The sequence below is a fragment of the Acinetobacter sp. LipI_19 genome (assembly GCF_058242925.1).
Map to the genome: position 1 here is coordinate 326,896 of NZ_JBZAYK010000001.1, position 26,028 is coordinate 352,923.

Genomic DNA, 26,028 nt, shown 5'->3' on the forward strand with positions numbered 1-26,028 from the left:
TGTTAGTAGCTTGAAATAAAGCGTTGGTACTACCTTAGTTATTATTTTGTCACTAATTGAACTAATATTTTATTGAATAATAAGCAATCAAAAATCTGCGTAAATACTGCAAAACTCAATTGGAAATCAGCTTTAGTAATTACTTTGCCTGGTATCTAAATTGCTATATTAATTTTATTTTCAATTGATTAGACTTAAGTAATCCTTAATTTAATATCAAGGTTTACTTTATAAATAGATATGAATATTTTGAATTAGGGAGGCTATTGGTTGTATGAAATATTTATTTTTCTTAGCAATAATAGCATCACTACTCATAATTCTATATAAACCTAGTATTCCTTCAGAAAATAAAAAGAGTAAAGAATTTCCTAGACTAGGGACAGTACTAACGGAATGTCAGGGCATAGACCCACCCAAAGAGCTGGATAAGAAAAAGTATTACGATTACTGTAGTTGCGTTAAGAACTCGGTTGATACACGAAATAAGGAAGAAAAAGAGAAAAGTTGTATTGAAGATTTAAGAAGCGCGAATTAATCGGGCTTATTTAATTGTTCAGCGTAAAGTTTGACAGCTTCAGTGATAATTTTTGCTTGAGACTCTCCAGTAGATTATGAAAGTACTTTGATTTGCTCAACCGTACTTTCATGAAGCTTATAACTTTTGCTCAGAATACCACGACGCTCATTACTTCTTTGATTAATTTCTGATCTTGATTTGGTCATAAGTATGTCCTAATACGGCTTTGTTGCACAAAGGTGTTGGTAAGGTCTGATTCAGTAATATAATTTCCGAATGAATAAGTCTGCACCTAAAACCTATCGTACAACGAATTGGTCTTATTACAACCAAGCTTTGGTGAATCGAGCGAATCTCTCGATCTGGTTTGATCCTACTACCCAATGGTATGCGCCATTAAAAGGCACACAAGGACGAAATCAAACCTACTCCGATACAGCAATTCAATGCTGTTTGATGATCAAATCTCTATTTCGTTTAACTTTACGAATGACCTCGGGATTTATTTAAAGCCTCATTCAAATTTGTGGTTTAGATTGGGCAGCACCAGATTACTCAACTCTTTGCAGAAGACAAAAGCATATTGATATTGCGATTTGCTATCAAAAAAGCAGTAATGGATTACATCTACTTGTGGATTCTGCTGGTTTAAAGTTTTTAGATGAAGGTTGATGGAAAAGAAAGAAACACCAACCCGAGTATCGTCGCCAATGACGTCAATTACACATAGAGATAGATGCCAAAACCCTGCAAATACATGCAGTTTAGCTCACAACAAACAATCTCAATGATTCACAGGTACTCGGTGATTTACTTCATCAAATTCTACAAGAAGAACAAATAGACTCAATCTATGCCGATGGTGCTTATGACAATGAGATTTGCTGTCAATTGATTGCATCTAGAAAAGCTCATGTCGTTATTCCACCAAGAAAGAATGCGAAGCTGTGGAAAGATATAAAAACTCATTCACTAGAAAGAAATGAACGATTAAGCATTTGGGCAGGACGATATGGAAAAATTGGATAGGCTATCATCGAAGAAGTTTAGTGGAAACTAAGATGCACTGTATCAAACTATTAGGAGATAAACTGACTGCTGGGAACTTCCAAAGCCAAGTGAATGAGATTCACGCACGCGTAGCAGTGCTCAATAAATTTACTAAATTAGGTCGTCCATATACTAGAGTTGTGACTTAAATTTATGTCACTTAGGAAAACTCTAACTTTCAAGACTTTGTGCAACAAGCCGATTAAAACTCAAAAACCCACTCACCCGAGTGGGTTTTCATTGCGACACACATTTAATTCAATAAAAGACATGATAAACCAAACCACCCTAAGGTGGTTTTTAGCTAAGAATTATTTTAAGATTTAGATCAAATAAATATTTCACCTATTAAATTACAAACACGGATGAAACAATTATGACTAAATACAATAGATCGCAGAGCATTCAATATTTTATATCATTAATTTGTGTGGCTCTATTTTCAATTATTATTTCTGGTGCTGCACATGCTGAGGGGAATTGTCCTCCGGGGTATTATCCTGTCGGTGGTCAAGGTGTACAAGGCTGTGCGCCTATTCCCGGTGGTGGTAATGGGGGGTATTCAGGTTCAAGCTCACGTACACCAAGTACAGAAGGCTACGTAGCTTCGAGTACAAATGGCGTTATTGGTTTTGCTACTGCGAAGATTTTCCGTGGAAAGTTGGAAGAAAAAGCATTGCAAGATTGTGAAAAAAAAGGTGGGACTGATTGTAGAATTTGGTTCACTTATGATGACAATCATTGTGCGACTGTAGGGCAAGCGGTTGGGACAAATAAATTATATAAAGCTAGAACAACAGCAGGAGAAGTAAGTGATGTTGTTCCTATGTTGGTTCCTGGTAGTAGAAAAGCTTTGGGGCGGAAAAAAGTTTTAGAGGCATGTAGTTATGATGGCTTTCCTGAGAGTCAATGCAAAATTATTTATGAAGATTGCCGTAGACTCAATCTTCCATAAGATTTTTTTTTGTGATTAAAATATGAAATGCAAAGCTTGGGAATAAGGATTCGGAATCGAGCTAATATGATTTTTTAGGATAACAAAAACTACTTTCGGGTAGTTTTTGTTTAATGGATGATTCTAGCTTGGTACTGAAAATACCTGCTATTTCGTATAGGAATCATTTTGTTAATGGAGGAAGTTTCGAGCTAGGGTGATCAAATTTTGTATTGTTTCTTTCTTATGCTTTAATATCAATGTAATGGGCAGAGGAGTAGTGCTACAAACATTAGAGCGGACTTTACCTGATTCTGTCTATGACCCATATAATTATGAATTAAATAAAGATACGGATTTTAAAAAATTGAATCCTGAGCAACAGGCTAATATTGTAGCTGATTATTTTGGATTAATTGAAGGATATAATCAGATTAATTTCAGTTTAGCTTGGCGAAATCATAAAGCTGATAATTCACAATATATAAGACAGGTAATGCAACCGATTATAAGTAATCCTTCAGGATATACATTGGTTTCTAATTCTACTCCGATTCCACTAGTTTCTTTAATTTTTTTAATTTACTGAATTATCATCTCATGAAAAATATTAATATATTAAGTGTTTTTTTTATATCAATAATATTAATTGGTTGTAAAGAGAAACGTGTAGCTGATTTCCAATATGAAATATTAGAAGATAAGAGCATTTGTTCATTAAAACCCCAAGAAATTTATGATTCTAATGAATTTTCAATGTTTGACACATCATTTAAAAATGAAAGTGGAAGTTTCAATGATGAATTATCAAACAAAATATATGCACAAAGTTTAGAAAATTTGTCTAATAAAGATAGTAAGTATATTTTTTGCTTTTCAAAAGATATGCTTATGTCAAATTATTTAGAGACTCAGATCCGTATTGAGTTAAAAAAAGGAAAATCCTTTAGACAATATGAATTTATAAATTACTTCTGTCTAAGTAAAAAAAATTCAATTATGAATTTCAATAGTCGGGATAAGAGTATACAAGAATGCCAATAATTCGGATTTCCGTAAAATTACCACAATACAGGTGACTTGAAATCTTACTTTCAACATCTATATCTTAGCCAAAGCAGTTTTATAATTCACTATGCTGAAATAGTTTTACCGAATAAGTCGTAAGTTTTCAGAAATGGGCTTTGATTTGTTTATCTGCCGTTCTGCATCGTATTTTTTGCTGTTCTATAGGTAAACCAATGAGTTCATCATAAGCATTCATTACCTGTTCATCTTTAGGCTCAATCTGTTCACGGGAAACTTTACATTTCTTTTGATTTTTTAAAAACAAAGCACTTAAGCTTTTTCCGTAAGTTGAATTTTCATCTTTATCACAAAGACTACTAAGAGCAACTAAACGAGCAAATTTTAATTGTTGAGCTTGGATTTGACATAATGATTTGGATTTTGGCAACTCAGCCCAAGTTTCACCACTAATTAAGAGGAAGAGAAGTAGGAATTTTTTCATTTTTTGATCCTTTATTTTGTTTATTCAATGATAGATTTTTTATTGGAAAGAAAATTTCTAACTTTATCTTGTTTTTGAATTAACACATAAGGCGAGTCAATACCAAGATATAAAAGAGTCAAAATATAGTTTTAAAAAGTTTGAAGGCGAAAGTGGCTAAGGTTTAAGTGGATGTATTGCAATTGCTTTAAAAATAGCTGCCTTATTCAAATTGCATTATGCTGATGTCATCAACACATTTAATATCTTATGCCGATTTTTATAAGATTTATCAACATATCTATATATATACGTGTCGAATTTTTCATTAAATATCGACATGAGGCTTTACGGATTTTACCCTTTGACTTCGATATTGAAGTGGGATGTAAAAAGAGGGAAAGATTTATATGTATTAGCTCAAATTTGAGCTGGCAGTTCCCTTTTTAGGGAATATCTGTTTTATTTTGGGGGGAAGTATTCTGATCATAAGTGATGCTATGCTTGGTCTACGCTTTTTTCGCCCGAATTTTATCTGGTGATTGAATGCCGATTTTAGCAATATTGTGATTTATCTTAGAACAATAGCAAAAATCTCCGGTGACTCGGTCTCATTTTTCCTTTTAATCTTTCAATCCTTATGTAAATGGGGTGTTGTGATTTGTTTCGTATTATTTTTGAATTTGTAGGTTCTGTTATACTCAGCTCGCAAATCTTTCCTTAAAAGGGGAAGTAATGAAAGTGTATCACCAATTTGTTTACTAATTTTTTGGTCTGTGGCGATTAGCATAGTATGCATTTGACAGGTGTTGGTAGGAAGTTTCGACTCTAACGCGCTGTTCTGGTATATCGTCCTCTATCATTATTGTGCTGTATATGTTTGGCTCAGCCAATACACTTAAAGAGGACCAATTTAGTCCTATAGCAATGCAAGTGATAAAGACATTAACTCAGTCATCACATAACTGAAAAAATCTGAAACATTTTAATTGGGTAAATAACTTTTGTTTTTCATTTTCTATTCAAATATTTATTTTCATTGATTTAGCGATGGAAAGACGTAGATGAATATCTTCTTTTTCTTCTCTAACTTCCTGAGGATTGTATGGCGACAGATAATCCAAGAGCGGTTGATGATGCTACATTAGCGAATAAAGATCATTTGAATCGTGTGGTCTTTTATGTTTCAGCTCTACTTATTTTAACATTTGCACTTGTTACGATTTTATTTAATGACTTTGCCAATCATTTATTGAATGTGGTATTGGCTTGGGTCAGTGATAAATTCAGTTGGTATTATTTATTAGCTGCAACATTGTATTTAATCTTTGTGATTTTTATTGCCTTTTCACGTTATGGCGATATCAAACTTGGTCCTAAACACTCGAAACCTGAGTTTAGTTTACTGAGTTGGTCAGCGATGTTGTTCGCTGCGGGGATTGGGACAGACTTAATGTTCTTCTCGGTTGCGGAGCCGTTATCACACTATATGAATCCACCCATAGGTGAAGGACAGACTTATGAAGCTGCACGTCAGGGCATGGTCTGGACATTATTCCACTATGGTTTAACAGGGTGGGGGATGTATGCTTTGGTGGGGATGGCATTGGGATATTTTAGTTACCGCTATAATTTGCCATTAACCATTCGTTCTGCACTATATCCAATCTTTGGTAAAAAAATTGATGGTCCTATTGGGCATACTGTGGATATTGCTGCCGTGATCGGCACAATCTTTGGTATTGCTACTACCTGCGGTATTGCAGTAGTTCAGATCAATTATGGTCTACATGTGCTGTTTGATATCCCAGAAAATCTCTGGGTTCAGGTTGCCCTGATTTTAGTCGCTGTGATTGTGACCATTATTTCGGTGACTGCTGGGGTAAATAAAGGCATCAAGGTCCTGTCAGAAATTAATATCTATGCTGCAATTGGCTTGATGCTGTTCGTATTGTTCCTCGGAAATACTGAATTTCTGCTGAATGCGCTGGTACAAAACTTTGGTGATTATATTAGTCGCTTCCCAAGTTTAGCTTTGGAAAGTTTTGCCTTTGATCGACCAAAAGACTGGATGAATAGCTGGACCTTGTTCTTCTGGGCATGGTGGGTAGCATGGTCTCCATTTGTAGGCTTATTTCTGGCGAGGATTTCTCGTGGCCGTACGATCCGTGAATTCGTCTGCGGTACTTTGATCATTCCGCTATTGTTCACCATCACATGGTTGTCTATTTTCGGTAATAGTGCCTTACATAGCGTGATCTTTGATGGTAATACCACATTGGCACAAACCGTATTGACCAATCCCGCACATGGCTTCTATGATTTACTTGCTCAGTATCCAGGCTTTGCCTTTATTGCGGGTATTGCCACAATTACCGGTTTACTATTCTATGTCACTTCGGCAGATTCAGGAGCTTTGGTTCTTGGGAACTTCACGACCAAATTCTCAAATGTTGATAATGATGCACCTCGTTGGTTGCGTATCTTCTGGGCTACTGCAATCGGCTTACTGACTATAGCCATGCTGATGGCTAATGGAATTACCGCCTTGCAAAGTGCAACGGTCATCATGGGATTACCCTTCAGTTTTGTCATGTTGTTAGTGATGGCAGGTTTGTATAAATCCTTGCGCTTAGAGGATTATCGTAAAGCGAGTCGTAGCCCAAATGCAGCGCCTGTTGTAGGTAATGTTGATATTCTAAATTGGAAGCAACGTTTGTCTCGCGTCATGTATCATCCTGGCAGCAGCGAAACACTAAGTATGCTCGATAGTGTGTGTAAACCTGCAGTTCAGACGGTTGCGGATGAGTTGGTTAAACGTGGGATGAATATCGAAGTAATGCAGGGAGAGGTTGAAGATAGTGATACGCTGTATCATCTTGATTTAACCATCTACATCGAAGAAGAGTTTAATTTCGTTTATCAGATCTGGCCTGTGCGTTATATTGCGCCGACTTTTAGTGAACGGGGTAAACGCGGTATGCAATATTATTATCGTTTAGAAACCTTCTTGTACGAAGGTTCACAGGACAATGACTTGGTTGGATACACCAAAGAGCAGGTAATAAATGACATTCTGGATAAGTACGAACGTCATATGACCTTTTTGCATATCAACCGAATTAGTCCCGGAAATCGTCCTTTGTATCCTGACTCACAAGACTAGTGTCTTAACATAAAAATACCCCATGAGTTGTGCTCAACTTATGGGGTCAGTTCAATATGAGTCTAATTTAAAATCTATTTTCTATATATTTTTACTGACGATTGTCTAAAATTCATAGTAACCACGCAACAAATTGAACAAGTCAAATTGTTGAGTAAAAGGTAGTTGTAATAGATGTCTAAGTAGTTTTTTTATTTGTTGAGATTGGGTAAGATTACTGAAAATTTAGTACTTTATAAAATGTAGATTAGGAAGATGATGAAAAAAATTTTAGTGATCGCCTTAGGGATATTGCCAGTATTTGTACAAGCACAAAGCTTCAAATACAAAAACACCGAGTCTGGTTTTAAAAATTATCAGGGACTAGCCACTTTAACTGGAAAATTTTCACGTAATTTAGACCCTGAATATTTGGATTATATGGGCGATGATATTTGCTTTGAACCCAACAAAACATCAGCTACACTCATTCCACGTCCAAAAGGTGATACCCGAGATGTATGGTTTTGCTTTAGCAACTTTGATGTCGCAAAAAAGACGTTTAAATTACCAAACAATATTAAAAAAGGGTATTGCCAATATGAAGGACAGGCAACGATTCAAATTAAAGACTATCATTTATTTATAGAGGAAACAGAAGGTTTTGATTCAACTCAATTAGTTTCAGCAACCAATATTACTCCAGCACAAGCAATAAAATGTAAAGTGCAAAATTAAGACTGTTTGAATACTGTTATGAGATTTGATAGCTACAGGTAAAAGAGTTTAACTTGGCTATTCATTCATAAAAAAAAAGATCGTATTAATGCGATCTTTTTCTTTTAAAAAAAATCATTAAGCTATCAATACTTATTTATTCTTATTGCTGACTTTTTTATATTCCTGATAGGCTTCTTCAGCAAATTTTCGTAATGAAGCTCTGATTACTGCATATTGGAATTCATTTAAATTGGCTAGCGAGACATCGGCAGAAGGATATTAAACACCAAAAACTGAACCCAGAAGGAGTACTACACCTGTTTCATCAGCAACTCGGAAGAGTAATTCTGTTGGAATCTTATTTTTCCTCAGCCAATCAGCAAATGCATCACCATTTAGTTTTTGTGAGGTATTTTCTAAATTGACCAAGGTAGAGTAATCAACTGCATTCGGAGCTTGTGGAGTTTGAACGCCAAGGAGTCTATAAAGGGCCGCATCACGTTCTCGAACTAGCGATTTCACTGCTTTTTATAGCTTTGGAGCTTCTATCATATTAAATAAGGCAAAGAGAACCATTTGAACTTGTTGAGGTGTGGATAATTCAGCCGTGTAATTTAATGCAACATTTTCGTCTATCGGCAAGAAGGCAGTCGATAAACTTCATAATAGATGGATCTGTGGTGAGGGATGAGTAATATAGTTCTAGTTCATTTTTGTGCTTAGTAGATAGTACCGCACATTCTTATCTAAAATATTATGATTATTCGAGGCAATGACTCCAAGTCTCTATCCATTTGCACTAAAATATTTAGTGAAAGAATAAATCAAGATGGTATTGTCAGGGCAAACTGCAAACAAAGATTTAAAGTTATCTGCAAATGTTCAATAAGCATCATCTATTAAAATAATTAGATCAGGATATGTTTTGATAATATTAGCCATCAGACATTCATCACTCATTTTGACCTAAGCTAGATTAGTTGGATTTATCAAGAAAAATACTCTAAAGAAATGAGCTTCTAACTTGCGTAATGAAAATTTATTGGATCTATGAGGGAAATCTAGTATTCAAAAGAATTAAATTATTTTATTAAAATTCATAGTTTTTAAAACCTTGAATTAAAAATTTTTATAATTAAAAATGATTGAATAAATAAAAATATATTTATCTCTATCTAGAGGAGGATTTTTTTGTTATAAATTTTATTTATTAAATATTTAGCAAATAAAAGCTCTTGAAATGTGAGGTAAAATTTAAAAAAATTATCTACGTTATAAAATTTGAGTGTTGAAAAAATGAATAAAGAGCAACTCATCAAAGCTTTGGAAAAAGCAGAAAAAGAAATAAGCAGCCTTTGTTCTGAGAATGAGCAATTACTTGCGATCGTTATTGACTCCACACAACATGTTATAAGTGCTCAGAATAGGGCAGAGAATTATCAGAACATGTTTGATGAGTTGGTTTACCTTATTAAAAGAAAATATGATGCTGATTTTAAAATTGAAGATATTCCCAGATTGTTGGATTAGTAAATTATTTTAAGAGATAATTAAATTAATTTATATTTTTTTGTTTAATCGAGTAAAATATGAGTTTTTTAAAATAATAGATATAAGTTTAATATTAAAAAATGTAAATAAATCATGTAATTTAATGCACTAAATAAAAACAGGAATTTTTAGGATTTGGATTTATCTAATTTTTATTGGATATTTAGCTAATAAATATTTAACAAACTAAACCGCTCTTTATTTATGAACAAATTTATTGAAATTTAACCTCTCAATACGCTCATAAGTAAATTTTTTATGTACTTTAATCAGAAATGGTTTCTAAAACATGTATTTAAATTTAAATAAAATTGAAATAATTTTGTTTAGTCTATATTATTAAAGTTAAGAAAAACGCTTTGTTAAGTTTATATACCCATCTTTCCCCAAAGCATGGGTATTTTTTTCTAATATATAATATTTTATAAGTATTTATTTGGCACTCATAAATTCTTCTTGATGTCATCTGGATATAGATTGTATTTGATTAGATGAGATAAAGTTATGATCATAATTCCGGCCTATGAGGCAAAGAAAATCTCAGATTCATCTCAGGATGATTCTCTATATCAACTTAAAAGTAGCTTGATCAATAATATTATAGCCAATGCTGGTCGTGGAGAAAAATTTGCTAATGAATATATTGCAAGTGGTATTAGTTTATCTGAAATTGATGCTTTGACAAAAGAATTTAAAAGTGCAGGTTATAGCGTTAAGATCACACATGTCGTTAATCAAAAAATTTTTTCAATTTCATGGTGAGAATTAAACTATTTATTTTAATACTCTAGGCAACGAGTAAAATAAAATCTGATAATATAGATTAGGCCAGATAAAGATTATTGAAGCTTAGATAAAAATATAGAATGTTGTAGGCCTCTGAGTATAGTTTAAAAAGGCGATTAGAAGGGAGTTTTCTACTAATTCATGAGATAAATTTAATAAGTTTTATATATGTTTAATTTTTCTTGATTCAAGCTCGAATTTTAGGCTTTTATAAACTAAATCTTTGCGTAAACATTACTTTAACATTGGTGAAAATACTTTCAAATAAAAAGCTTTCTTCAGGTGTTTTTTATGTTCTGATTTTTATACATATCTGAATAAGAAGGTTATTAAGATTTGACAATAAGAGCGAATACCTATAGCGTGTAAATGATTTGTATTATCATTTAAGTGGAAGTCTGATGAATAAAAGTTTAAAAACCTTAGTCGTTGCGGTAATCGCAGGGCTGAGTTTTTCTGCGAACGCTGAATTCAAGCAAGCACCATTACCTTATAGTGTTAATGCACTAGAGCCGGCAATTGATCAAACAACCATGGAGATCCATTTCGGCAAGCACCATAAAGCTTATGTTGATAATTTAAATGCACAAATTAAGAACTATCCTGCTTTAGATAAATTAAATATTGAAGCCATCCAAGCTCAAATTTCAAAGTATAACGCAGCAGTTCGCAACAATGGTGGTGGACATTTCAACCATGCTTTTTTCTGGGAAAGCTTAACCCCCGTATCCAAATCAGGAAAACCTTCAGTAGCATTGTTAAAACAAATTAATAATGACTTTGGCTCATTTGAAAATTTCCAGAAAAAATTTAATGAAGCTGCCACAGGACGTTTTGGCTCAGGCTGGGCTTGGTTGATTGTGACACCAGAAGGTAAGCTGGATGTAAGCTCTACCCCAAATCAAGATAATCCACTAATGGATATTGCTGAAGTCAAAGGCAAGCCTTTACTTGGTTTGGATGTTTGGGAACATGCGTATTATTTAAAATATCAAAATCGCAGAGCTGACTATACCAAAGCATTTTGGTCAGTTGTGAATTGGCAGAAAGTTAGTGACCGTTATGCGCAGGCGATTAAATAGTATCTGATTTTTAAAAAGCACCTTCGGGTGTTTTTTCAATTATGAATGCTTGAGGCTTGATGATGTGAGTTTATAGGCACTATCAAGCTTAGATGAATCCGCCTAAGAACACCCTCAGTGCACTATGATAAAGCGAATGATGAGTATATTGGTCAAAAGAGTAAGACTATAAATATGCGCAAACTACTAAAAATTGGTGTGGTAGCCGTTTTAACAATAGCGCTACTCATAACTATAGGATGTACGGGTACTATACTAAAAGCATTTTAAAATATTGTTCCTAAAACTCAAGCACCTAAAGAACCATTGCGTAAATTGAATCTTAATCCACAACATACTTATAAAATTCACCCCACTTTAAAAAATCCACATGGAGATTTTCAAAAAGTGCTTTAGACAGCTCAATTGAATGTGTAAAACTTAGCATGTGTGAAGATTCATCCTTTATCGGGAGCAGTTACCACTATAAACAGTAATGAATATTTTTGAATTAACTCAAGTTTCAGAAAATAAATATGATAATAATACGGTGAATGATTTTGGTAGAATAGGTCGAATTGAACCATTGTTCCCTAATCTGCTGCCTTTTTACATAAAAGCCAGCTATTTCTAAAATAAAAAAGGTATTTAGTAATTTCGGTATTCATAAAAAAGTTTTTGGAATAATTTTAAACCATACTTCTCAATTCATAAGCTGTATTTCTTAGTAATGGTAAGACCTGCTGAATCAGTTGTTCTTCAGTGACCCGATATGTTTGTGCAATACAGTTTAATGCAGCGACTGCTTTGCCTTGTGCATTTAATACGGGGACTGCAATGGCAATAACCCCTAATTCATGTTGTTCTTTTGATAAACAATAATCTTGTTTTTGAATTTCTGCCAATACTTGGTAAAACTGAGCTTCATCTTGAATGGTATAAGCGGTGAGGCGTTTCAAACTATAGTTATTTACCCAGTGTTTTTGTTCTTCTAAATTTAATGCTGCCAATAAAACCTTGCCTGTTGAAGTTGCATGTGCAGGCAAACGATTGCCCAAATGCATCCCATAAGGGCTTAAGCGCAAATTATCGTGTTGAGGTAAGTAGCTTCGGGCAATCGGAACGACTTCATGTTCATCTAAAACTACCAGTGAAAAAGTTAGACTGGTTTGTGCGCTTAACAGATTGAGAATAGGTTGCACAACTTTAGGCAAATGTGCAGAACTTAAATAGGAGCTCGATAAGCGTAATACTTTGTGAGTTAACCAAAAATAGTGGTCATCAGTTTCTAAATAACCTAAATATTTTAAAGTTCGTAAATATCTTCGTGCCGCTGTACGGCTCAATCCAGTGCGTTCTGCAATTTGGGTCGAATTGAGTTTTTGGCGATCAACCCCAAAGGCTTCAAGTAAACTTAGTCCTTTGGCCAGTCCAGCGATGTAATCATCTTGCTTAATGGTTTCACCTGAAACTTCGTTCTCAATTAAATCGTATCTCATCGTTCATCCCTTCCCGATTATGATTTTATGGCCGATATACGGTCATTATTGCCACTATACGGTGATTATCCAGTTTTCACCATATCAAAAATAGATCAAAAAAATTAATTTAATGGTCAGGATATGGAGAAAATGTTATGGAAAATTTAACCACACAAGTTGCGATTATTGGTTCAGGCCCAGCCGGTCTATTGCTTGGACAGCTGTTGTTTAAAGCGGGTATCTCGCATGTGCTCATTGAGCAACGTAGTGCTGAATATGTAGCTGCACGTATTCGAGCAGGGATACTTGAACAAGTATCGGTTGATTTATTGAAGCAAGCGGGTGTGGATGAAAATCTCAAGAAGTTTGGCTTAGCGCATGATGGTATTGAAATTTTAACCAATGGCTTGAAACATCGTGTGGATTTATCTGAGTTAACTCAGGGTAAACAAGTTACGGTTTATGGACAAACGGAAGTCACAAAAGATTTAATGCATGCACGTGAAGCGGCAGGTTTATGCACTTACTATGAAGCTGAGCATGTGCAAATTCATGATTTTGAGCAAAACCCGTATGTTAGCTTTCAGCAAAATGGTCAATCCTACCAGCTTAGATGTGATTTTATTGCAGGCTGTGATGGCTATCATGGGATCTGTCGTGCAAGTGTGCCACAAGATAAAATCAAAACTTTTGAAAAGATTTATCCATTCGGTTGGTTGGGGGTACTTGCAGATGTTCCACCTGTTTCAGATGAGTTGATCTATGTGCAGTCAGAGCGTGGTTTTGCTTTATGTAGTATGCGTTCAAAAACCCGTAGCCGATATTATTTGCAAGTTCCTGTGACAGATCATGTTGATGAATGGTCTGACGAACGATTTTGGGATGAATTAAAAAATCGCCTTGATGAAGAAAGTCGTAAAAATTTAGTTACAGGCACTTCAATTGAAAAAAGTATCGCACCTTTACGCAGTTTTGTGACTGAGCCGATGCGATTTGGCAAACTATTTCTAGCTGGTGATGCGGCGCATATCGTTCCGCCAACAGGAGCAAAAGGTTTAAATTTAGCTGCATCTGATATCGCTTATTTGTCAAATGCCTTTATTGAATTTTATCTCAATGGTTCAGAACAAGGCATCGAGGAATATTCTGAAAAATGCTTAAAACGTGTGTGGAAAGCAGAACGTTTTTCATGGTGGATGACGCATTTATTGCATCGTTTTGAAACGGAAAGTGAGTTTGATCATAAAATTAAGCAGGCTGAATTGAGTTATATTTTAGACTCACATGCGGGTTTAACTACATTGGCTGAAAACTATGTGGGTTTACCTTATGAAATTAAAACGCTTAATGAGATAAAGGGGCACTATTCAGACTTGGTTAGTTATTAATTTTGAAAAATAGAAAGTTACCTATTTTGAGCAAGGTTTTAAATCTTGATTAAAGATGGTGGCTTTCTTTTTTCAGGGGCTATGTCAGATCAAGCCGAAACTAATACAATTAAGGGCATAGTCCATATTTTCGCTTCCCATTGCTTGGGATGCCTAGCTGCAAGAACTCTAAATGATCTCCGTCAAAAGCGACTGTCCAGACAACGCCATCTATATAGTAATTGTCAACTTCTGGCATTTTGCGTTTTGGTGTGCCAAGCTTCTTTTCAATAACTTCTCTGCTGTCATTTGCTTTGAGCTCATAGGGGAGTAAGCCTGAATAAAGCCCGTTTTTCTTTTCATCTCCAAATAGTCGTATTTCAAGCTGGCTAAATATAAAGGTTCCCTCACTTTTGGGTGTGATTCCGCTTGCTCCGGCATCAATATCAAAAGACATCGAAAGCCCTTGTCCGTGGATTGGAATAATGGTGTCTAATGCGCGACCGATTTTTGGTCGGTTGTTTACATCATGCTGAGTCAAGAAGTCGTTAAATTCAGCATAGACACTGCTATGACCTAGGAATTTTATCAGTTCTAATAAACACATTTTTGACCTTTATAAATCCAGCGATTTTAAGCTTTCCACAATACTAATCATGACATCGGCACAATCTTGACGAGCAAGCCTTGCTTTAGCGTATTCTTCTGAATGATAACAAGCTTGTGCTGTTTCTAAATCAGCAAATTCAATAATGACATGACGTTCATAAGATTTTCCTTCCATGCAAATAGAATTTCCACCTCTCGCAAGAAATTTTGCATTATATTTTTCAAACGCTAAGGGGGCTAAAGCCATGTATTGTTTATATTGTTCTAAATTATGAATGGTAACGTGCGCAATCCAGTATGCAGACATGGCTTTAATCCTTTAATTTCTTAAACCTTTATGTATTTAAAATATTCTTTGCAATCGAAGCAGCTTCAGCAATATGGGCAGCAACAGCTTGTTTGGCTTTTTCAGCATCTTGGTCTAAATAAATTGCTTCGCATATATTTTTGATTCGTTGAAAACCTGAAACTTCGCGTTTAGTTGAATTCATTGTCATTGCGCGAAGTCGACTAATACGACCATTTAAGCGTTGTACCACTTCCAAGGCGATATGATGTTTTGCTGTGGTAAAAATCGTTTCATAGAGTTTTGATGAGACTGAAATAATCAAATTAATGTCGTCTATAGCAAAAGCGTGTTCAAGCTCTATCACTAAAGCTTTTAAAGTTTCGGTGGTTTGCGGGGTGAGATTTCGAGTGCAATCTGCAACTGCACTCTGTTCAAGTAATAGTCGAATTTCATAAATTTGTGATGCAATTTCCCAGTTCAGCAAAGAAACAATTGGCCCTTTATTTGGCAAAATCTCAACCAAGCCTTCAGCTTCTAAATAACGAATGACCTCCCGTACAACAGAGCGACTCACACCCAGTTCTTCACATAAGCTTCTTTCAACCAGTCTTTTTCCAGAAGGAAAATAGCCAGTAATGATGGCATTGCGAACTTTGTCTAAACATAGCTCACGCAAGGTCACGGGTGGATTTTCAATTTTAAGATTCATAGAGGTTTAATCATTCCTGATTTTGCGAATACACAATTTTGTTACAAGTTCCTTGCTTAAAAAATAGCATAGCAAACTATTGCATTTTTTGCATTATATATTATGGTATACCATAATACGGACTGCAAAATTAATTAACCAGCAAGGAAAAACAATGAATCTGATACGTAAAACGGTGCTTCATGTCGAAACCACATATATCGATGGTGCTAAGGATGCACCTATACCCTTAAAAATGGTTGCAGCAGCAGCTGTGATTCAAAACCCGTGGGCAGGGCAAGGTTATGTTGAAAATCTTTCCCCAGAAATTCGTCGTATTGCACCAGTACTGAGTGAGCATTTAACCAAGCTTATTTTGGATGAAGTCGGTTCTGGTGAAGCAGTACAAGCATTTGGTAAGAGTGCAGTGGTGGGTTTGAACGGTGAGATTGAACATGCATCAGCCCTAATTCATACCCTACATTTTGGAAATACTTACCGTAGTGCGGTCGGGGCAAAATCATATCTTGCATTTAACAACACCCGTGGCCCTGCAAATGCACCGATTTTAATTCCAATGATGGATAAAAATGATGAAGGGCGCCGTTCTCATTATTTAACCTTACAGTTTGCTATTCCAGATGCGCCAGCTGCTGATGAGTTAGTCATTGTGATTGGTGCTGCAACAGGTGGTCGTCCACATCATCGTATTGGGGATCGTTATCAAGATTTGGAAGAGTTAGGTCATGATCTCAAAAACCCTGCAGCTGTCAAATAATCGCCTTGCTCACTATTTTGAGCAGGGTCAAGGAGAACCTTTAGTTCTGATTCATGGTGTTGGAATGCAAGCCGAGGCATGGTATCCGCAAATTGAGTTCTTCTCAAAAGCTTATCGCGTGATCTCAGTGGATATGCCCGGGCATGGGAAAAGTACAAAGTTAGCCCATGATGCATCGTTACAAGCCTTTGTGGATTGGATGATTGAGTTTCTGACAAAACTGGATATTGGTGCTGTCAATTTGGCTGGGCATTCAATGGGTTCACTGATTACAACAGGTGTAAGTGCAACTTGTCCAAATCTGGTGAAACGTATGGCGGTATTGAATGGTGTTTATAAACGTTCAGAAAAAGCCAAGAATGCAGTGCTTTACCGCGCTGAAGCGATAAAAGCAGGTCAGCTTGATATAGAAACACCACTACAACGTTGGTTTGGTGACAGTGAGGCAGAGCGCCAAGCTGCATTAAAAGTGAAATCGTGGTTACAGCAAGTAGATCTGTCAGGCTATGCAACTGCTTATTCCGCCTTTGCTCGAGGTGATTCAATTTATGCCAATGACTGGTCAAAAATCACCTGTCCAGCTTTGATTCTCACGGGGACTGGTGATCCTAACTCTACAGCAGAAATGGCAATACAGATGGCCAGCCAAGCTCAAAATGCCAAGGCTATTGTGATTGAAAATGAAAGACATATGGTGAATTTAACTGCACCAGATAAAGTGAATAATGCAATGCAAGCATGGTTGGAAACCAGCGTCTAAATTGCTTGATAAAGGAATATAGCAATGAGTGAAATGGATACAATAAATAAAATACGGGAACTACGTGATGCTTTTGGGTCATTTATGACAGGCGTGACCATAGTGACCACCTGTAAGGACGATGGAACACCATTAGGTTTTACAGCGAACTCTTTTGCTTCGGTGTCTTTGGACCCAGCTTTGCTTTTGGTTAGCATTGCTAAGACATCGAGCAATTATGATTATTTTGCACAGGCAACACATTTTGCCATCAATATTTTGGCAGAAGAACAAAAGGATATTTCCAATACTTTTGCTCGACCAAGTGATGATCGTTTTGCAAATTTGGATTGGCGCAAAAGCGATTGCCAAAATCCGATTATTGACCAAGTGAGTGCATGGTTTGACTGTACCACTTACCAAGTTGTTGATGCAGGAGATCATGCTGTATTGATCGGTAAGGTAGAAGGTTTTACTTCAACAGGTTTTGCCGGACTGGGGTATTACCGTGGTGCTTATTTTACCCCCGCTAAATCTTCAACGGATGTGATCTCTGGCATGAAGGTTATGATGATGGCATTAATCGGTCATGAAAACCAAATCTTGCTTGAGCAAACCTCGCAGCAAAAATGGACATTGCCACATTTGCTTGTAGATAAAGACGGTGCAGAAAAAACGCTGGAGAAAATCTTTGCGGTTTACCAGCCTGAAGCTTCGCCAAGCTTTATTTATTCTGTCTACGACGATATCACCACACAACAACAATATATTGCTTTTTTATGTAATACCCCCATTCCTGAAGCCCACAAAGGTCAATTTGTGGATTTAAATGACCTTGAGCAACTCACTTTTGTCGATAGTGCTTTGGAAAGTATGTTAATGCGCTATCGCAAAGAAAATCATCTTAAAACTTATGGTGTTTATTACGGGAATCAAACCACTGGAACGGTTCGTCAAATTGTTAAAGAGGAAGTTTAACTATGCGTTTTTCATTATTTGTACACATGGAACGTGTTTCTGATCAAGAAACACATAAGCAACTTTATGATGAAATGATAGAGCTTTGCCAAATTGCTGATCGGGGCGGAATGCATGCGATTTGGATGGGTGAACATCATGCAATGAATTTTACCATTGCACCCAATCCATTTATTAATTTGGTTGATCTTGCCAACAAGACTCAAAATGTTCGCTTAGGCACAGGTACCGTAGTTGCGCCGTTTTGGCATCCGATAAAGTTGGCTGGTGAAGCTGCCATGGCAGACATCATTTGCAATGGTCGTTTAGATATTGGCATAGCGCGAGGCGCATATTCATTTGAATATGAGCGTATGGTACCGGGGATGGATGCATGGAGTGCAGGTCAGCGGTTACGCGAAATGATTCCTGCAATTAAAAACCTATGGAAAGGCGATTATGAGCATAAGGGGGAGTTTTGGCAGTTCCCGAAAACCACTGCTTCACCACAACCTTTACAACAGCCACATCCATCGATTTGGGTTGCTGCTCGTGATCCCAATAGCCATGAGTTTGCAGTACAAAATGGCTGTAATGTACAGGTTACACCTTTGCACTTAGGTGATGAGGAAGTCGAAAAGTTGATGGGGCATTTCAATACGGCTTGTGAAAAGTTTGCTGATGTAGCTCGTCCTGAAATTATGTTACTACGGCATACCTACGTTGCTGACAGTGAGCAAGATGCACAGCTTGCAGCAGATGAAATGAATACATTCTATAATTATTTTGGGGCGTGGTTTAAAAATGAGCGGGAAATTACCCAAGGGCTTATTGCACCACTGAGTCAAGAAGAAATCGCACAACATCCATTTTATACAGCTGAAGCCATGCGTAAAAATAACGTCATTGGTCAGGCACAGGAAGTCATTGATCGTCTGAAAGTCTATGAGGAGATGGGGTATAACGAATATTCCTTCTGGATCGATACAGGAATGAGCTTTGAACGTAAAAAAGCCTCATTAGAACGTATGATTAATGAAGTGATGCCAGCATTTGCATAGGAGAGAAGAGTATGGCTTCTCCATTTCAGTTATATATTAATGGTCAATTTGAGAATGGTGCTGCGCAATTTGACAGTATCAATCCAGCAACTGGGCAGGTTTGGGCAAAAATGCCAGAAGCTCGAACAGCTGAGGTTAATCGTGCGGTTTCTGCGGCATCTCAGGCTTTACAAAACGCGGCATGGTCAGGTTTAACCGCTTCGCAACGTGGAAAATTGCTTTATAAACTTGCGGATTTGATAGAAAAAGCTGCACCGCAACTGGCACAGTATGAAACGTATGACACTGGTAAAATCATTCGTGAAACCTCAAGCCAAATTGCTTATGTGGCTGAATATTATCGTTATTACGCAGGTATTGCAGACAAGCTAGAAGGTCGCTATTTACCGATTGATAAGCAAGACATGCAAGCTTGGACTATTCGTGAACCTGTGGGTGTAGTCGCTGCGATTGTGCCATGGAACAGTCAATTATTTTTATCCGCTGTCAAAGTCGGTCCTGCTTTAGCAGCAGGCTGTACGGTTGTGTTAAAAGCCTCAGAGCAAGGGCCTGCACCATTACTGGCATTTGCTCGCTTGGTTCATGACGCTGGTTTTCCAGCAGGTGTCGTGAATGTGATTACGGGTTTTGCAACTGAATGTGGAGCGGTTTTAACGCGTCATCCTGAGGTTGCGCATGTGGCATTTACTGGTGGTCCTGAAACAGCACAACATATCGTACGTAATTCCGCCGAAAACCTTGCCAAAGTATCGCTTGAACTGGGTGGAAAATCGCCATTTATTGTTTTTGCAGATGCTGATTTACAAAGTGCTGTAAATGCCCAAGTCGCTGCGATTTTTGCCGCAACGGGGCAAAGTTGTGTTGCAGGTTCACGCTTACTGATCGAAGAAAGTATTAAAGATGAGTTTCTTCAACGTTTGGTTGAGCGGGTTCAACGGATCAAAATTGGTTTGCCGGATGATATGGCAACGGAATTTGGTCCACTGTGTACTTTAGCTCAACGCCAGAAGATTAAGCAAGTGGTGGCAAGTTCAATTCAGCAGGGTGCACAACTACTCACAGGTGGACAAGCCATTGATCGTGCAGGTTATTACTATCCACCTACGATTCTAGATTGTAGTGATGCTCCGCAGGCCGATTGTGTCATGACTGAATTGTTTGGCCCTGTATTGTCGGTGGTTAGTTTTTGCACTGAAGCGGAAGCAATTCAAACAGCCAATTATACTGCGTATGGACTTGCCGCTGGGATATTTACCCATAACTTAAGTCGTGCTCATCGGATGACCAAAGCGATGCGGTCAGGCATTGTTTGGTTGAATACTTATCGGGCAGTTTCACCACTCGCACCCTTTGGTGGTCATGGTTTATCTGGTCATGGTCGTGAAGGTGGTTTTGAGGCGGTATTCGATTACACCACGACAAAAACCGTTTGGTTACGTACTTCAGATGAACCTATTGATGATCCTTTTGTGATGCGATAAATCTTAAAAGGTCTGATTTAGAAATTTTAACTTCAAGGATGAAAATATATGCACAACACTGAAATCCCATAAATTTTACTGCGGTTTAAAAATACCTTTTGTTGAGCTTTTAAAAGCCTCAACTGGAGCATTTTTATCTTTTTTTAATGATTGATTAAAACTGCTGAAAATCAATGTACAGAATAAGAGCAATAAAGGTCAGGTCATCTCGCTATGGTTCTGACAAGGCAGGTTGTGAAACCTAGGTTTATGCTCACAAATAAATTGATATTGAGGAAAATGAATTCCTCAAAGAGAGATTAAGGATATGAATCAAAATGAAAAAAATGCTTTTGTGATAGAAAGCCATTCAATTGACTATGTCGATCCATCAGAACGCCATGGAAAAGTTCGGGATCTTTTTACCCTGTGGTTTTGTACCAATATCGCACCCTTAGCGGTGATTACCGGTGCAATGTCAATGTTAACGTTTAATCTGAATTTGGTCAGCGCTTTAATTGCAATTTGTGCTGGGCATTTCTTTGGGGCCGTAATTTTGGCATTGACTTCAGCTCAAGGACCACAAGTGGGTATTCCGCAAATGATCCAGAGCCGCGCACAGTTTGGGCGTTATGGTGCATTGTTGGTTGTATTATTTACCACCCTGATTTATTTGGGGTTCTTTATTTCAAATATTATTTTATCTGGCAAAACTTTACATACCGTTGTACCTGCAATACCTGTACCGATAGCCACGGTGATTGGGGCAATTGCTGCAACCACGATTGGTATAGTGGGTTATCACCTTATTCATAAGTTCAATAAGATTGGCACGTGGTTTATGGGAGGCGCATTATTAATTGGTCTGATGATTATGCTTCCACACATCAATGCAGATGTCTTGGCAAAAGGTGCTTTTAATATGAAAGGCTGGTTTGCCATGTTTGGTTTATGCGCTGTTTGGTAAATTAGTTTTTCACCCTACACCTCAGATTATTCAAGATATCTACCTAAAAGTATTGGGATTTTTAAGCCTTTTATTTTTACCTATTGGGGCGCATCTCTAGGAACGATTTTTGCCATGGTATTTGGCACAGTGGCAGTCAGTATCGGTTCTACTACAGATGCAATGGAAGCGGTCAAATCGGGGACAGGATTGTTTGGCTATGCACTGATGATTTTATTCCTCTGTAATATTATTGGTCACAATGCCATGAATTTATATGGTGCGGTCTTATCTTGTATTACATCGATTCAAACCTTTGCCGGTCAATGGATACCAAGTAAAAATATTCGTGTGGCTTTATCTATTGTGGTACTTGTTCTCGCTACATTTACTGCGCTTTGGGCATCTAGTAACTTTATTAGTTTCTTCCTCAATGTGGTTTTTGCCTTGCTATTTATCTTGGTGCCGTGGGTATCGATTAACTTGTTGGATTTCTATGTGGTGAATAAGAAATCCTATGATATTCACTCTATTTTTGCTCAAGATGGTGGCATTTACGGCAAGTTTAATGCAAAAGCTTTAACCGCCTATTTTATTGGGATTGCAATTCAAATCCCATTCCTGACCAATGCATTTTTTACAGGACCTTTCGCCAATGTTATTCCAAATGTTGATGTGTCATGGGTGATAGGTTTAGTGGTTAGTTTTGTTGTGTATTACCTATTTAATCTTGGAAAGATTAAAGGGGGATTAGAAAGGAATCTGCAAAATGAAAAAAAATAATTTACAACTGATCGTTGCTTCAATTCTCGTTGCTTTTATTTCGCCATGTTATGCAGGAATCAGTTTTGGTGATCGTAATAGTGAAACTGGTCAGCTCACGGTATCGGGTTATGTGCGAGGTAATTACCAACTTAAGCAGTATGGTGAAAATGCCGATGATCAAAAAATTCGTTTTGATGCAGCACAACTCAAACTAGATTATGCGCGTGGTGATCTGTTTGGGCATGCTGAGTATAGATGTTATCAATATGAACGGCTGTGTGACTTTTCGACCATGATTGATGCTTATGTGGGATACCGTCTCAATAAAACCGATCAGCTTGTAGTTGGGATGCAACCGATTCCATTTGGTCCAGGACGTTTCTGGGGCAATAGTCTATTTGGTAGTATCAATACCACTGCTGGGTTGGAAGATGTGCATAATGTTGGTGTGAATTATCATGCTGAATTGCCGACAGCAACCAAGTTTGATTTAGGTTATTTTGCTATAGATGGTGGTCATTATTCAGGAACATATACACCTAATTCAGGGCGTTATACTGCGAATTATGTGCGTTCAGATGATGAGTCACAAACCAATTTACAGGAAAAAAATATGTGGGTTGGGCGTATTACGCAGGATATACCTTTGGCTGTTGAGGGGCTGAATACACAGATCGGTGCATCATACTGGATCTCAGAAATTGACAATAAAAAGACCAATCAAACAGGTCGTCGTAAAGCGTGGTCAGTATTTAGCAAACTCAATTATGGTGCTTTAGGACTAACATTAACAGGAGGTGAAAATGACATCAGCAATAAAGATCTGATTCACCCTGATACCTCGTTGATGGGATCGTATGACAGTGAATATGCTGTTGCCAATAAAGCAACTTATTATACCGCTGACCTTGGGTATACCTTTAAAGATGTTCAACAGATTGGCAATATTACCCCTTATTTTATGCACAGCCGTTACAACAAAGATCTGTCAGGATCACAAGATTCTACGCGTAATATTTTAGGTGTCTCGATTGATCATAAACAGCTTTCTTTGCTTGCTGAATATATCGTGAGTAAAAATGATCCATTTATTGGTGGTAATTTTTCATCATTGGCGCAGGGTGATGATAACAAATGGAATAAGTTGTTGAATTTGACTTTATTCTATTATTTCTAAAACAAAGCAAATCACATTCGGGCAACCGAAAATTTTTTCACGATTCTTTTGGTATGCCATCATACAAGATGATGATAAATAGATCATTGATCAACTGATTTGATGATCTATTTCTCCTTACCAGAGTCTAACAAGGATAATTTGTATGCAACTTAATGCAATGCCACTTTTCCATCAACAGGCTTTCGTTGCTGGTCAATGGTGTGATGCCGATAGTCATCAAAGCGCTGATATTTATAACCCAGCAACACAAGAAATAATTGGAAGCGTGCCAAATATGGGCAAGGCAGAAGCTGAACGGGCGATTAAAGCTGCTGTTACAGGTTGGGCAGCGTGGAAAAACAAGACCGCAAAAGATCGTTCAATCATTTTAAAAAAATGGTTTGACCTGATGATTGAAAAGGCGGATGAGCTGGCATTTATTTTAACCAGTGAACAAGGCAAACCTTTAGCGGAGGCGAGAGGAGAAATTTTATATGCCGCCAGTTTTGTCGAGTGGTTTGCTGAAGAAGCGAAGCGTGTGTATGGCGATGTTATTCCAAGTCCTTATACCGATGCACGTATTGTTGTACAGAAACAAGCAATTGGTGTTGTCGCAGCAATTACGCCTTGGAATTTCCCAGCTGCAATGATTACCCGTAAAGTTGCACCAGCATTGGCAGCGGGTTGTCCGTGTATCGTGAAGCCCGCACCTGAAACGCCATTTACAGCTTTAGCTTTGGTGGATTTGGCCGTTCAGGCGGGAGTGCCTGCTGATATTTTCAGTGTGATTACTGGTGATGCAGTAAGTATTGGAGGTGCAATTTTTGAAAGTCATGAGGTGCGTAAGTTTACTTTTACCGGTTCTACCCCTGTGGGAAAGCTGCTTTATCAACGTTCAGCACAGACCTTAAAGAAAGTATCTCTTGAATTAGGGGGAAATGCGCCGTTTATTGTTTTTGATGATGCCGATTTAGATGCAGCGGTTGAAGGTGCACTGATTGCAAAGTATCGCAATGCAGGTCAAACCTGTGTTTGTGTCAATCGTTTTCTGGTACAAGCTGGGATTTATCACAAATTTATTGCTGGATTAAGTGAAAAGGTGAACGCTTTAAAAATTGGTAATGGTTTAGATCAAGGGATTGAAATTGGTCCCTTAATTAATAGCAATGCTGTTAAAAAAGTCGAAGCGCATGTTGCAGATGCATTAGCCAAATCGGCGCGTTTGGTTACAGGCGGTAAACGACATCATGCAGGCGAATTGTTTTATCAACCCACTATTATTGCTGATGCCAATGCAGACATGGATGTTGCCACACAAGAAACATTTGGTCCTCTTGCCGCCGTATTTAAATTTGAAACCGAACAACAAGCCCTAGATATGGCAAATGCCACGGAATTTGGTTTAGCTGCATATTGCTATACCAAAGATTTAGGACGGGCTTGGCGCATGAGTGAACAGCTTGAATATGGCATGGTTGGAATCAATAAGGGGCTCATCTCAAATGAAGTTGCTCCTTTTGGCGGAATGAAGCAGTCAGGTTTAGGCCGTGAGGGATCTAAATATGGAATTGAAGATTATCTTGAAATTAAATACACCTTATTCGGAGGATTAAATACATGAGCAATGACAAATTTGAAAAAGGCCTCGCAATTCGTAAACAAGTGTTGGGCGAGGCCTATGTAAATCACTCCATCAATAATGCCGATGATTTTAATTTACCTTTACAAGAGCTGGTTACGGAATATTGCTGGGGTGCTGTTTGGGGACGTGACGAACTGAGTAAGCCTGAACGCAGTTTAATTAATCTTGCGATGATTTCTGCACTTAATCGCCCACATGAGTTGAAACTACATGTTAAAGGTGCATTGAGAAATGGTTTATCTAAAACTCAAATTCGTGAAGTGCTTTTACAAGTTGCCATTTACTGTGGTGTACCTGCTGCAGTCGATAGTTTTCGTATTGCAAAAGAGGCAATTTTAGAATATGAACAAGAACGTAATGAATAAAACGTTATCGGTTATGCAAATGTCCTCTTCTCAGTGAATGTTATTTGTATAAAAAATCTATGTTTCGTCAGAGTGGATCAACGATATCTTTCTGACGATTTTTAAGTATGTGAATATAAAACCATTATAAAAGCAGAAAGTACTCGATTTATAAATGAGTACAGCATTGATTTGATTATGGTTTGTTAGCAAGTGATTTTAGTCCTGACTCATGGTTTGATTTTTGAGCCATAGACAAAAGGCCTCAATTTTTGGCCAGTGGCGATCTTTCAGTGAAGTGATATAGTAATGTTGCTCGCAGAGTAAAAACTGATCGGGGAATGGTGCGATTAGTTCGCCATTTTTAATGGCTTTTTCAACCAATCGTTTTCTCCCCATTGTCACTCCAAGGTTATTTTTGGCAGCAATAGAAGCGAGATCTGATCGGTTGAAGTAAAGCGCTGAAGGGGTATTAATATTGATATTA

23 protein-coding genes and 3 pseudogenes are annotated in these 26,028 nt (G+C 37.2%); 19 read left to right on the forward strand and 7 right to left on the reverse strand.

Annotation, left to right across the window (positions count from 1 at the left end; all coding sequences use genetic code 11):
* Positions 1-796 precede the first annotated feature (796 nt).
* From AC4CVF_RS01680 to AC4CVF_RS01695, 4 genes and pseudogenes are all read left to right on the forward strand, one after another.
* Positions 797-1,719, forward strand: a pseudogene (locus AC4CVF_RS01680) (IS5 family transposase).
* Positions 1,720-1,946: 227 nt separating this feature from the next.
* Positions 1,947-2,525, forward strand: coding sequence for a DUF4189 domain-containing protein (locus AC4CVF_RS01685; protein WP_490788804.1), 579 nt, complete (start codon positions 1,947-1,949; stop codon positions 2,523-2,525).
* A gap of 244 nt (positions 2,526-2,769) precedes the next feature.
* Positions 2,770-3,093, forward strand: coding sequence for a hypothetical protein (locus AC4CVF_RS01690; RefSeq protein ID WP_419361662.1), 324 nt, complete (start codon positions 2,770-2,772; stop codon positions 3,091-3,093).
* Positions 3,094-3,104: 11 nt separating this feature from the next.
* Positions 3,105-3,548, forward strand: a complete 444-nt coding sequence (locus AC4CVF_RS01695) for a hypothetical protein (RefSeq protein WP_336952007.1) — start codon at positions 3,105-3,107, stop codon at positions 3,546-3,548.
* Positions 3,549-3,675: 127 nt separating this feature from the next.
* Here the strand turns inward: AC4CVF_RS01695 and AC4CVF_RS01700 are convergent, their stop codons facing one another.
* Positions 3,676-4,014 carry a hypothetical protein gene (locus tag AC4CVF_RS01700; RefSeq protein WP_490788805.1) on the reverse strand — a complete coding sequence of 113 codons (339 nt, stop codon included), beginning with the start codon at positions 4,012-4,014 and terminating at the stop codon, positions 3,676-3,678.
* A 1,084-nt stretch (positions 4,015-5,098) separates the two neighbouring features.
* Here AC4CVF_RS01700 and AC4CVF_RS01705 point away from each other — a divergent pair.
* Together AC4CVF_RS01705 and AC4CVF_RS01710 are read left to right on the forward strand one after the other, a co-directional pair.
* Positions 5,099-7,159 (forward strand): choline transporter, encoded by a 2,061-nt coding sequence (locus tag AC4CVF_RS01705; RefSeq protein WP_336952005.1) that lies wholly within the window; start codon positions 5,099-5,101, stop codon positions 7,157-7,159.
* Between the two features lie 258 nt (positions 7,160-7,417).
* Positions 7,418-7,876 carry a hypothetical protein gene (locus tag AC4CVF_RS01710; protein ID WP_419820092.1) on the forward strand — a complete coding sequence of 153 codons (459 nt, stop codon included), beginning with the start codon at positions 7,418-7,420 and terminating at the stop codon, positions 7,874-7,876.
* A gap of 132 nt (positions 7,877-8,008) precedes the next feature.
* Here AC4CVF_RS01710 and AC4CVF_RS01715 read toward each other — a convergent pair.
* A pseudogene (locus AC4CVF_RS01715) lies at positions 8,009-8,890 on the reverse strand (bifunctional aspartate transaminase/aspartate 4-decarboxylase); the annotation flags it as partial.
* Positions 8,891-9,154: 264 nt separating this feature from the next.
* Between AC4CVF_RS01715 and AC4CVF_RS01720 the strand changes: the two are divergent.
* From AC4CVF_RS01720 to AC4CVF_RS01730, 3 genes are all read left to right on the forward strand, one after another.
* A complete protein-coding gene (locus AC4CVF_RS01720; protein WP_336952003.1) occupies positions 9,155-9,388 on the forward strand; it encodes a hypothetical protein in 234 nt (77 codons plus the stop codon).
* 525 nt (positions 9,389-9,913) lie between these two features.
* A complete protein-coding gene (locus tag AC4CVF_RS01725; protein WP_490788806.1) occupies positions 9,914-10,171 on the forward strand; it encodes a hypothetical protein in 258 nt (85 codons plus the stop codon).
* Positions 10,172-10,596: 425 nt separating this feature from the next.
* Positions 10,597-11,277: a superoxide dismutase gene (locus tag AC4CVF_RS01730; protein ID WP_336952001.1), complete on the forward strand. Its 681-nt coding sequence runs from the start codon at positions 10,597-10,599 to the stop codon at positions 11,275-11,277.
* Between the two features lie 668 nt (positions 11,278-11,945).
* Here AC4CVF_RS01730 and AC4CVF_RS01735 read toward each other — a convergent pair.
* Positions 11,946-12,755, reverse strand: coding sequence for an IclR family transcriptional regulator domain-containing protein (locus AC4CVF_RS01735; protein WP_336952000.1), 810 nt, complete (start codon positions 12,753-12,755; stop codon positions 11,946-11,948).
* 137 nt (positions 12,756-12,892) lie between these two features.
* On the opposite strand from AC4CVF_RS01735, the gene pobA reads away from it, so the two are divergent.
* Positions 12,893-14,125, forward strand: coding sequence for a 4-hydroxybenzoate 3-monooxygenase (pobA, locus tag AC4CVF_RS01740; RefSeq protein WP_419820095.1), 1,233 nt, complete (start codon positions 12,893-12,895; stop codon positions 14,123-14,125).
* 109 nt (positions 14,126-14,234) lie between these two features.
* On the opposite strand, the gene AC4CVF_RS01745 is transcribed toward pobA, so the two are convergent.
* The 3 genes from AC4CVF_RS01745 to AC4CVF_RS01755 are packed head-to-tail and all read right to left on the reverse strand — an operon-like array spanning position 14,235 to position 15,711.
* Positions 14,235-14,711 (reverse strand): hypothetical protein, encoded by a 477-nt coding sequence (locus tag AC4CVF_RS01745; RefSeq protein ID WP_419329143.1) that lies wholly within the window; start codon positions 14,709-14,711, stop codon positions 14,235-14,237.
* A gap of 9 nt (positions 14,712-14,720) precedes the next feature.
* Positions 14,721-15,020 carry a DUF1330 domain-containing protein gene (locus tag AC4CVF_RS01750; RefSeq protein WP_333668123.1) on the reverse strand — a complete coding sequence of 100 codons (300 nt, stop codon included), beginning with the start codon at positions 15,018-15,020 and terminating at the stop codon, positions 14,721-14,723.
* A gap of 28 nt (positions 15,021-15,048) precedes the next feature.
* Positions 15,049-15,711 carry a GntR family transcriptional regulator gene (locus AC4CVF_RS01755; protein WP_004817253.1) on the reverse strand — a complete coding sequence of 221 codons (663 nt, stop codon included), beginning with the start codon at positions 15,709-15,711 and terminating at the stop codon, positions 15,049-15,051.
* A gap of 154 nt (positions 15,712-15,865) precedes the next feature.
* Here AC4CVF_RS01755 and AC4CVF_RS01760 point away from each other — a divergent pair, with 154 nt between their 5' ends.
* The 9 genes and pseudogenes from AC4CVF_RS01760 to AC4CVF_RS01800 all read left to right on the forward strand — a co-directional run bounded on the left by AC4CVF_RS01760 (position 15,866) and on the right by AC4CVF_RS01800 (position 25,562).
* A complete protein-coding gene (locus tag AC4CVF_RS01760) occupies positions 15,866-16,468 on the forward strand; it encodes an amino acid synthesis family protein (RefSeq protein WP_419329142.1) in 603 nt (200 codons plus the stop codon).
* A complete protein-coding gene (locus tag AC4CVF_RS01765; protein ID WP_419329140.1) occupies positions 16,437-17,228 on the forward strand; it encodes an alpha/beta fold hydrolase in 792 nt (263 codons plus the stop codon). Before AC4CVF_RS01760 ends, AC4CVF_RS01765 begins: the two co-directional genes overlap by 32 nt.
* Positions 17,229-17,252: 24 nt before the next feature.
* Positions 17,253-18,185 carry a flavin-dependent trigonelline monooxygenase reductase component gene (gene tgnA, locus AC4CVF_RS01770; RefSeq protein ID WP_419329138.1) on the forward strand — a complete coding sequence of 311 codons (933 nt, stop codon included), beginning with the start codon at positions 17,253-17,255 and terminating at the stop codon, positions 18,183-18,185.
* A gap of 2 nt (positions 18,186-18,187) precedes the next feature.
* Positions 18,188-19,225 (forward strand): flavin-dependent trigonelline monooxygenase oxygenase component, encoded by a 1,038-nt coding sequence (gene tgnB, locus AC4CVF_RS01775; protein WP_490788807.1) that lies wholly within the window; start codon positions 18,188-18,190, stop codon positions 19,223-19,225.
* A gap of 11 nt (positions 19,226-19,236) precedes the next feature.
* Positions 19,237-20,706 (forward strand): (Z)-2-((N-methylformamido)methylene)-5-hydroxybutyrolactone dehydrogenase, encoded by a 1,470-nt coding sequence (gene tgnC / locus AC4CVF_RS01780; protein WP_490788808.1) that lies wholly within the window; start codon positions 19,237-19,239, stop codon positions 20,704-20,706.
* A gap of 307 nt (positions 20,707-21,013) precedes the next feature.
* A pseudogene (locus AC4CVF_RS01785) lies at positions 21,014-22,414 on the forward strand (purine-cytosine permease family protein).
* A complete protein-coding gene (locus AC4CVF_RS01790) occupies positions 22,401-23,573 on the forward strand; it encodes a hypothetical protein (protein WP_483770689.1) in 1,173 nt (390 codons plus the stop codon). The pseudogene AC4CVF_RS01785 and the gene AC4CVF_RS01790 overlap by 14 nt, the downstream one beginning before the upstream one ends.
* 145 nt (positions 23,574-23,718) lie before the next feature.
* Positions 23,719-25,176, forward strand: coding sequence for an NAD-dependent succinate-semialdehyde dehydrogenase (locus AC4CVF_RS01795; RefSeq protein WP_483770690.1), 1,458 nt, complete (start codon positions 23,719-23,721; stop codon positions 25,174-25,176).
* Positions 25,173-25,562 carry a carboxymuconolactone decarboxylase family protein gene (locus tag AC4CVF_RS01800; protein ID WP_096734946.1) on the forward strand — a complete coding sequence of 130 codons (390 nt, stop codon included), beginning with the start codon at positions 25,173-25,175 and terminating at the stop codon, positions 25,560-25,562. The genes AC4CVF_RS01795 and AC4CVF_RS01800 overlap by 4 nt, the downstream gene beginning before the upstream one ends.
* A 198-nt stretch (positions 25,563-25,760) precedes the next feature.
* On the opposite strand, the gene AC4CVF_RS01805 is transcribed toward AC4CVF_RS01800, so the two are convergent.
* Entirely contained in the window at positions 25,761-25,940 is a 180-nt protein-coding gene (locus tag AC4CVF_RS01805; RefSeq protein ID WP_490788809.1) for a hypothetical protein, read from the reverse strand.
* Between the last annotated feature and the right edge of the window lie 88 nt (positions 25,941-26,028).

Bases quoted from the DNA above. Each gene is read 5' to 3' on its own strand.
- AC4CVF_RS01685 (WP_490788804.1), top strand. From the start codon at position 1,947: ATGACTAAATACAATAGATCGCAGAGCATTCAATATTTTATATCATTA.
- AC4CVF_RS01690 (WP_419361662.1), top strand. From the start codon at position 2,770: ATGGGCAGAGGAGTAGTGCTACAAACATTAGAGCGGACTTTACCTGAT.
- AC4CVF_RS01695 (WP_336952007.1), top strand. From the start codon at position 3,105: ATGAAAAATATTAATATATTAAGTGTTTTTTTTATATCAATAATATTA.
- AC4CVF_RS01700 (WP_490788805.1), bottom strand. From the start codon at position 4,014: ATGAAAAAATTCCTACTTCTCTTCCTCTTAATTAGTGGTGAAACTTGG.
- AC4CVF_RS01705 (WP_336952005.1), top strand. From the start codon at position 5,099: ATGGCGACAGATAATCCAAGAGCGGTTGATGATGCTACATTAGCGAAT.
- AC4CVF_RS01710 (WP_419820092.1), top strand. From the start codon at position 7,418: ATGAAAAAAATTTTAGTGATCGCCTTAGGGATATTGCCAGTATTTGTA.
- AC4CVF_RS01720 (WP_336952003.1), top strand. From the start codon at position 9,155: ATGAATAAAGAGCAACTCATCAAAGCTTTGGAAAAAGCAGAAAAAGAA.
- AC4CVF_RS01725 (WP_490788806.1), top strand. From the start codon at position 9,914: ATGATCATAATTCCGGCCTATGAGGCAAAGAAAATCTCAGATTCATCT.
- AC4CVF_RS01730 (WP_336952001.1), top strand. From the start codon at position 10,597: ATGAATAAAAGTTTAAAAACCTTAGTCGTTGCGGTAATCGCAGGGCTG.
- AC4CVF_RS01735 (WP_336952000.1), bottom strand. From the start codon at position 12,755: ATGAGATACGATTTAATTGAGAACGAAGTTTCAGGTGAAACCATTAAG.
- pobA (WP_419820095.1), top strand. From the start codon at position 12,893: ATGGAAAATTTAACCACACAAGTTGCGATTATTGGTTCAGGCCCAGCC.
- AC4CVF_RS01745 (WP_419329143.1), bottom strand. From the start codon at position 14,711: ATGTGTTTATTAGAACTGATAAAATTCCTAGGTCATAGCAGTGTCTAT.
- AC4CVF_RS01750 (WP_333668123.1), bottom strand. From the start codon at position 15,020: ATGTCTGCATACTGGATTGCGCACGTTACCATTCATAATTTAGAACAA.
- AC4CVF_RS01755 (WP_004817253.1), bottom strand. From the start codon at position 15,711: ATGAATCTTAAAATTGAAAATCCACCCGTGACCTTGCGTGAGCTATGT.
- AC4CVF_RS01760 (WP_419329142.1), top strand. From the start codon at position 15,866: ATGAATCTGATACGTAAAACGGTGCTTCATGTCGAAACCACATATATC.
- AC4CVF_RS01765 (WP_419329140.1), top strand. From the start codon at position 16,437: ATGATCTCAAAAACCCTGCAGCTGTCAAATAATCGCCTTGCTCACTAT.
- tgnA (WP_419329138.1), top strand. From the start codon at position 17,253: ATGAGTGAAATGGATACAATAAATAAAATACGGGAACTACGTGATGCT.
- tgnB (WP_490788807.1), top strand. From the start codon at position 18,188: ATGCGTTTTTCATTATTTGTACACATGGAACGTGTTTCTGATCAAGAA.
- tgnC (WP_490788808.1), top strand. From the start codon at position 19,237: ATGGCTTCTCCATTTCAGTTATATATTAATGGTCAATTTGAGAATGGT.
- AC4CVF_RS01790 (WP_483770689.1), top strand. From the start codon at position 22,401: ATGAAAAAAAATAATTTACAACTGATCGTTGCTTCAATTCTCGTTGCT.
- AC4CVF_RS01795 (WP_483770690.1), top strand. From the start codon at position 23,719: ATGCAACTTAATGCAATGCCACTTTTCCATCAACAGGCTTTCGTTGCT.
- AC4CVF_RS01800 (WP_096734946.1), top strand. From the start codon at position 25,173: ATGAGCAATGACAAATTTGAAAAAGGCCTCGCAATTCGTAAACAAGTG.
- AC4CVF_RS01805 (WP_490788809.1), bottom strand. From the start codon at position 25,940: ATGGGGAGAAAACGATTGGTTGAAAAAGCCATTAAAAATGGCGAACTA.